This window comes from Microbulbifer okhotskensis (assembly GCF_023895975.1).
Classification (GTDB): Bacteria; Pseudomonadota; Gammaproteobacteria; order Pseudomonadales; family Cellvibrionaceae; genus Microbulbifer; species Microbulbifer okhotskensis.
This window is the reverse complement of record NZ_JALBWM010000149.1, coordinates 1-7,642: the sequence shown is the minus strand read 5'-3', so window position 1 is coordinate 7,642 and position 7,642 is coordinate 1. Positions and strand designations below refer to the sequence as shown.

Annotated in this window: 4 protein-coding genes and 1 pseudogene; 1 reads left to right on the top strand and 4 read right to left on the bottom strand. The window is 45.6% G+C overall.

Features of this window, described 5'->3' with window-relative positions; genetic code table 11:
• Positions 1-71: 71 nt before the first annotated feature.
• Positions 72-1,568 (bottom strand): APC family permease, encoded by a 1,497-nt coding sequence (locus MO867_RS19675; protein WP_252472280.1) that lies wholly within the window; start codon positions 1,566-1,568, stop codon positions 72-74.
• Between the two features lie 444 nt (positions 1,569-2,012).
• On the opposite strand from MO867_RS19675, the gene MO867_RS19670 reads away from it, so the two are divergent.
• Positions 2,013-2,834, top strand: a complete 822-nt coding sequence (locus MO867_RS19670) for an alpha/beta fold hydrolase (protein WP_252472278.1) — start codon at positions 2,013-2,015, stop codon at positions 2,832-2,834.
• Between the two features lie 81 nt (positions 2,835-2,915).
• Here MO867_RS19670 and MO867_RS19665 read toward each other — a convergent pair whose 3' ends face one another.
• The 3 genes and pseudogenes from MO867_RS19665 to MO867_RS24130 all read right to left on the bottom strand — a co-directional run.
• On the bottom strand, positions 2,916-4,577 hold the full coding sequence (locus tag MO867_RS19665; protein WP_252472276.1) for a D-arabinono-1,4-lactone oxidase: 1,662 nt from the start codon (positions 4,575-4,577) through the stop codon (positions 2,916-2,918).
• Positions 4,578-4,619: 42 nt separating this feature from the next.
• On the bottom strand, positions 4,620-6,488 hold the full coding sequence (locus tag MO867_RS19660; RefSeq protein ID WP_252472274.1) for a carotenoid oxygenase family protein: 1,869 nt from the start codon (positions 6,486-6,488) through the stop codon (positions 4,620-4,622).
• A gap of 966 nt (positions 6,489-7,454) precedes the next feature.
• A pseudogene (locus tag MO867_RS24130) lies at positions 7,455-7,616 on the bottom strand (ester cyclase); the annotation flags it as partial.
• Between the last annotated feature and the right edge of the window lie 26 nt (positions 7,617-7,642).

The window sequence follows — 7,642 nt, the reverse complement described above, 5'->3', positions numbered from 1 at the left end:
CGAGCGGTACAGTGACTATGGGGCTATAGCTGCATGAAACTGTCCGAAGTGTTGGTATATAATAGTGCACTTTAATATTCACCTATATATTTTCTATAGGTTTTACAAAACTTCACATATAATTGAGTTGATACTAACAGATAAAAAACAACAGATACAATTACTACCACCCAAATAATTTGCACGAAATATAAAAACCATAAATAGGCGAGAAATGGCAAGGCGAAAGCTACCAGTTTCGGCGCCCCCGTATCAGCGATTTGTAAGAAACCATACAGGCATATCAGAACGGTCAAGGAGATACTAACCAGAAACAATGAAGATGGCGGTATTGTCAATAATATCAGTCCAAGCAAGGCAAACACTCCCCCACCAAACCAACGAGTTTGTGGCTCAAGTGCACCCATGCTGATAGGAGCGGCCATATAACCGATTACATGATATCCTGTAACGATCACCATAAGTTCCGCCCAGCTTTCGGCATTAACAAGAACAATGGCCGCCAATAGCCAATTAGTCAGCATAGACCGCCTGGAAATATTATGGACTGGATCTAAAACAGCCAACCAACGGGGCATTTGGCCTACGGACGCCATCGCGAACAGGACCCTCGATGAGGCCCCAAGGTAAGTATATCCTGCGGCCGAAGGGCTAGTTACACTGTCTGCAAGCAGCACCATCGCCAGAAAGTGGAGGCCCAGCAAGGTAGCAAGATCTAAAAGTGGAGAGTCAAAATCCAAACCTTGCCAACCACCGTTTGCCACCAAAAGATCATTTGGTACCGAGGCCATGAACGCATATTGCAGCGCAAGATACACCAGAGTAATGATCGCTATCGACAGGGTGATGGCTAGCGGAATGTTACGCTCGGGATTTTTAATTTCGCTGGCAAATGCAACGCTAATCTGAAATCCATTAAACGAATAGATTAGCCCAGCACCTATAATGGCCGAAAAGGCATTGCCAAACCCGAATTCCTGATTAGAAACCAGTGAGAAATTCGAGCTTGTTGTATCACTACTAAACACCACAATGAGCAATACGGTAAGAGCAAACAATGGGGTAAATATTTTTAGTACCGTAATTATATTGTTGACCTTTGCCAGCAGGCTAATTCCATAGAAGTTAATCAACAAGTAAACCGCCAGAATGCCGAGCGCTAGCGCTTTTCCCCAAGGAGTGAGCACATGATTTTCTATCAGAAATGCTGAGTCAATGGCGGATGACAAATACTGTGTTGTGGCTTGTGCTTCAGTTGCAACAACCATTAAGGTGCCGAACCAATTGGCAAAAGCAAAAGGCATGCCGAAAATTCTATTGTGCGAAAGCGCACTGGCTTGCACCAATGCGCCACGCACCGGGTAGATCGCCACGACACGCGCAAGACACAAGCCCACAATCCAAACCAGAGAAGCAGCAAGCAACCATGCAAGGAAGGCCCAATTTCCGGCATACTGAGCCGTTAACTGCGCACTGAACAACCAACCCGACCCTATCATGCAGGTAGCACTGAGTAGCGTCGCACTGATCAAGGAAACATTTGTTTTGCCGCCTGTGGCGTGATCCATAGTTGCTGCTTTTACTGAGGGATGAAGCAGGCGTGGCCATCGTTTTACTTAATGCTTCCCCCGCTGCTGCTTATTGAGTTTAGTCAGTGCAGTCAATTTCAACCAGATTACGTAGAATTACCCAGACTAATTCATCAGGCCAAGTCGACCATTACGATAGCTTTGGATCTTGGGTACTAACTAGCGATTTCATCCTTGAGTTCTTACCAATCCTCACTACCGAATAGACCCCGACCAGCTGCTCCCCCCTGTTTACTCACTGCCTTATCAATCGCCCCCAAATACAACGGTCTCCTCTTGCCTAAGTGCACCTCCAGATTGATATGCAACCGTGAATACATTGCAATAGGCACCCTTCGCCGGTATAGATAGTAAGATATACAGATAGTAAGGTACCCAGGTATAAAACGGAATTTCTGAGAATTACAGTACATACTGCTTATTATGATGACTACATTAGAAACTTACAAAGGCATTAACCTGCAAGTAATCGAGCCTCTTCAGAAAGACTCCTGCGACACCCTTGTTCTTCTACATGGCGCCCTTGCCGACGAAAGAATGTGGGCGGCTCACACCAAAATTCTCTCTCAAGAATTCAGGGTGATATCTATCACCCAGAGACATTTCGGCAAGAACGGATCAAATTCTATGGGTAGCTTTGGCATAGATACCCATGCCGATGATCTTATCTCGTTTTTAGATGAAAATTTCAATAAGGCTGTCCATCTGGTCGCTTGGTCTTACGGAGCTGATGTAGCCCTGAACGCAGCCATAAAATCCCCAACCCTAGTTAAGAGTCTATTTGTTTATGAGCCAGGATATCCAGGGCACCTGGACAGCAAAGAAATGAATACCTATATGCAAGATGCCGAGGCTATGTTTGGCAGCGTTTTTCAGGCAATTTCTGATGAGAACCTTAAGGAAGCTGTAGAGTATCTTATTGATGGGTCTGGTAACAATATCGGGTATTTTTCAAGCCAATCGCCAGAATATCGTACGCAGCAATTAGACAATGCTCACACTCTACCCTTGCAATTATCTCAAACTGAACAGCCAACTCTAGACAAAGTCAGTCTTGCGAAAATTCAGATTCCAACCACGGTGGCATTTGGCGCAGAAAGTAGACCACTCTTTATAATCACATCAAAATCAGCCGGAAATCATATCCCTAACTCCAAACTGATAGAGGTTTCATCAGCGAACCATATGTTACCACTGGAAAACCCCCAACAATTTATCCAGCTGGTCAAAGAACATACTTCTTAGAGGGCTTTTGAGCCCTAAGGTACCACTCAAAGATGGGAGTAGCGTTCAGCGCTACTCCCACTCATTACTTACAAATAGCGGCTATTCCGCCCTACAAATACGTGCGTCAGAGTACCAATTACCCGCCTGGCAACTTGTGCCGGACTCACAATGGGCATCCGTTCTGCAATAACACTGACCATCCGCATTGCACTCTGGAGTCAAGTAATTCTCTAGTGGATCCTGCCCGCTCACCCTTTCCCAGAAGGGATTCGTAAAGATATTATTAGGATCCAACTCAGCTTTGACATCGAGAAATTGAGACCACTTGGGGAAGCGCGATGGCATATCTTCAAATATTGCCACTGAGTTTTTCCCCCAATGGGGCCTGGCACCATACTTGCGCAGCGACATCTGTTCAATTTCCAGATTTACAAAATAATTCTTGGGCACAGCCTCGCCGCGTTGGCGCAATGTATACTCAATTCCCACAAAAGCACTATCGCGTCCGGAACTCATTCCCAAGTAGCTATTAGATGCCTTGCCAAATCGGAAGTAGATACCATTCAAGGGAAAGCAGGTGCGTTCACTGTGAGCGACAATCTGCCGCACATCCGCAATCCAGTTAGGTAGCTCTTCAAAGGGAATTGCCACTTCCTGCAAAGCAATAGGCAGCTTATCCCACACGCAGTTATTGGGTTCTTTACAAACAAAGTGCTGCATCAAATCCGCATGACCAGTCGGTTTGATATATTTCTTAAATCCCGTGTCTACATCTCGGAAGTAAGAACTGGAACGTGCGGTATAGCGTAGGGAAGCAGCGAAACACTGCAATGCAGAACTGTCAGCCTCATGTAAACTATCGAAAATAAGACCAAAAAGGTACTCGGAGAAATCTGAGACATCTGCCTGAGCGTTATAGGCATTACCTTTACTATTCAGGGGCACCTTATTGTAAGTGGTTACAGTATAACGACCCAATCCAGGGAACCAGGCAATATTCGCCGAATGATTGTCTCGTGCGAAATCCAGGATAAGGCTTTCAAGGTCATCGTCATCCCGGTGTCCTTTTACTTTCGCCTGAATCTTATAACCGGATTCAACTTCAATAGTGGCTTCTACTACTATTCCCAGAACCCCTAAGTTTACGCGAGCCGCATTCAGCATTTCTCCATTTACTACACGCAGATCCCCCTTGCCATCGACGATTTTTAACTCCGTGACATAGTCGGAAATCATGTTACTTTTTTGGGTGAAAGTGGAGCCATGGGTGCCACTACCGAGCATACCTCCGATCGTAAAGATCGCTAACTCCGTCACCATCGGAACACCTAATTCATGTTCACGCAGGTATGCAGTCAGGTCATTAAAGCGCATACCGGCCTGCACAGTGACCAAATGATTTTCCTTATCCAGGCTAACCACTTGATCCATATTTTTTAAGGTAACCTGAACCTCTCCATTTCCAGCACAAGCTGCATCAATCTGGCTGTTGAAACGGCGAGTCCCTGCCATGACCTTGCGTCCCTGTGCCGCAGCGTCACGCACGATTCCCTGAACCTCCTCAATAGAAGATGGATCATAGATAACACCCGGAAAACAATCCTGAGTACCCTGGTAGTTTTGAATAACCTCAGGAACTTCAATAGGGGGAGGTAGTTGCGCTCCTGAGGCTCCGGCAGCAGTCAATAAACCTGCCGCACAAAGAAGGTTAGTAGCCCGGCGCAACAAACGATATCGCCTGGAAAAGAATTGGTTGTACATGCCTTTGTTTCCTTATGATTGCATTACAGTTAGTCCATTGAATTAACCGAATCGAGGCAATAGTTCCCTGCTGATAATATCTTGTACGTTGCTGCTGTGATCGGATGCTTTACTACGTAAGAAATCGCCATAACCAGAGCGATAAGCAGCCGCTGGGCGCCGAGCAATAGAGGGCACCCACAAAGCATGGTTAGTGGTGGCAAATTCCAGCGAACTACTGGCAAGAATACAGATAGGCCCTTGGCTTATTCCCGCCGCATCAAATATCCAAAATTCCTTACCGTTAGATTCTGATGTGGTGGGATTTTTTCTGACCACAGCAGTGATCACGTAACCATCATTTTGTGCAGTTGAGCCGGGCCTTGCCATAAACTGAGGCGTGCGCATCACACAGTCTTCAGGGAACTGATAAGCATCGGCAATACGCATTTGATTACAATCCATATGCACCAGTGCTGAAGGCCTCGCCTCCTCAGGCATATCCCAATAACCAAAATAACGTCCGGGATAGTTGCGGTATGCCCAAGACACTCGCATAGAAACCAAATTCGGCCGGTAGCCCACCGCGGCCCAATATAAGTGGTCAAATGTTTCTGGAAACTGAAAGTGGCCGCGGTAAGCGGGGTCATTCATATCCCAAAGCAGGTTCCCATCCCGGATAAGCTGGTAGTCCTCCTTGATTTCCTGAGCGGATTCAGAAGTTACCTGAATTCGTGCCCGCACAAGACCACCAACATCGACCGGGGCGGCAGGGTAACCCGACAACCAGGAGGGAACCAGGCCACCCTCTTGCAGGATCTCGTAGCGAAACAACTGCTCCGACTTATCCATAGCGCCCATATATTGGCCATAAAGCGTTATTTCTCCATCGCTATCGTCATAATTGCATACAATATCGGAAGTATCGAAGTCCAACTCAAGGTAATCGGCAATAATCACTTCTCGACCGGGTACCATGTCCGTCTTACGCAGTACCCAGCAGCGCGTGCGATGCTCTTGTGGCAAGACAATACGCGTACCCAATATACGGGTAGATTCAACTCTGGCAGCGGTCTCAAAGATCACCACATGGTTTCGAGTTACTCCTAGGGAGTGAGAACTGGCAGCAATATAAGCATTGTTCCCTTGGCGATCGCGAATATTCCAACTATTGAAGGCTCCCTGTTGGTCCCAGGAAATCAGGCGAATAAACCCTGAACGTCCGGTGTCCCCCATATTCCCGCCATAGTTGATGGTGATACACTCTCTGGTCTCCAGATCAAAGAAAGGATGGCCAGTAGTGCGGATCTGCGGGAACAACCATTTTTTAGGCGTGATATTCTCTAGCAGAGGGGGCAAGCTGGATGCCCACTCATCCACTTCACCAATCGGTGTAATCATCTCCAGGGTCGTTGCATCAAATTCATAAGGCATTCCCCCCTCATAACTCATTGCAAAGCGGTTATCCCCCATATAGTTAGGCGCGGTATTACAATAGTTCATGAACCCCAGGTTTGGACTGGAATAGATAGTACCGCCGAGCAGGTTAAACTTATCGAAACCACTGAGATCCTGCTCTTGCATAATGGCAGAAGCAGTACGAATCATTTTTCGGGTATAACCAACATAGGAATTACTGCTTCGACCGGTGAAATCCAATCGAGTTAGGGCGCCCTTACCATTTGGTGTAAGGTGATTAGCAGCAACCGGAATTCCTTCGGCCATCAATAAATGACCAGTGGCATCATCCGGTAGACTGCCCTGAATAACTGACAACCGCCCCGATGAATCCTTCAGACTACCATGCATAATAGATTCCGGAAAATCGGTATCCGTTATCCTATTGCGTGCCTGAGCGGCCAAAGGAGACATACCTACAAGCGGTAACGAAGAGAGGGCCCCAGCAGCTTTCAAAAGATCGCGACGTTTCATTATATTCCTTGAGTAAACGGCCGACTGCAACACTTGGCGCAGTAGTTAACGAACAAACAACAATATCTATTAAATTTAAATAGTGGTATATTTCTTCAATAAAGAAGATTGTTTTTTTGCTTTACGCCCACAAAATCCATTTTCAGAAAAGCCACCCCACCAAACAAGAATGCGATGCAGTTAAATATAATATTTTAAAAAAATCAAGACTCGAATTGTTATACAAACCACCCACCAGGAAAGTTTAAACCTCAAAACATAGGAACCAAGCAGTCAGGCAGGTAAATGCTGAAATTATCTTCAATAATTCATACCCTGAATTAGGTTGCTATCAAGGACAAATTATCCAACTGGAAGAAACATGGTTAAATCACCTCCCCCAACCCTGCCACTTATAAAGCATCCCACCAATATGGATGTATTGACAAAAAAGCAATTATATTTACAACCTATCCATCGATTAAAAATCAGTATCCAAATAGAGAGATTAATGAAATTACTACAAATACCCTACAATTTGACCAGCCTCTCACTTCGAATAATTAACCCGAAAGCATGAGTAACTGTCGCCTAAAAATCACTTAAAAAGATAAAGGGAATAAGCTCAACCTAAACCAAAGACAAAAAGGTCTTTCCCAAATAGGCTCTAAAAGACGTCCCTTCTTCGCCTTTTTTATCACAGGCTTGCAATCTGGTTAATACAACCGGAACATCTTATAGATGGGGAAAGAAGCTGCTGACCCCAGTTGACTATCGTGAGCACCGCCAGCAGCCCCCCTATCGACAATTAGCCTAAATAATTTTGGCAGTGAAATAGGAGTTTCAATATTACAGCGGAAATTACACCAACGATCGCAGCCTGCCCCAGGATGTGAGACAAGTAGCCAGTAATACTTTCGACAACCTGATGCAAAAGCACCAGGCGTCGCCTATGGCAACGCCCGCTTTAGTCGTTCGTATATAAAACTATTTCAATATACCAATTTGCTTTAGAAATCCAAATTTATCCCATGTGACCCAAGTCACGACGATTTTGCCGCCTTCAATCTTAACGAATTCTACTGCGTCATAGGTGATTGTTTTGTTGGTAGGGGTCTCCCCCAGGGCTGTCCCATATAAATCGGTGTAAAAACGAACAGAATAGACCTAGAATA

What these genes read in the sequence shown, in the direction of transcription:
- MO867_RS19675 (WP_252472280.1), bottom strand. Translation starts at nt 1,568, where the DNA reads ATGGATCACGCCACAGGCGGCAAAACAAATGTTTCCTTGATCAGTGCG.
- MO867_RS19670 (WP_252472278.1), top strand. Translation starts at nt 2,013, where the DNA reads ATGATGACTACATTAGAAACTTACAAAGGCATTAACCTGCAAGTAATC.
- MO867_RS19665 (WP_252472276.1), bottom strand. Translation starts at nt 4,577, where the DNA reads ATGTACAACCAATTCTTTTCCAGGCGATATCGTTTGTTGCGCCGGGCT.
- MO867_RS19660 (WP_252472274.1), bottom strand. Translation starts at nt 6,488, where the DNA reads ATGAAACGTCGCGATCTTTTGAAAGCTGCTGGGGCCCTCTCTTCGTTA.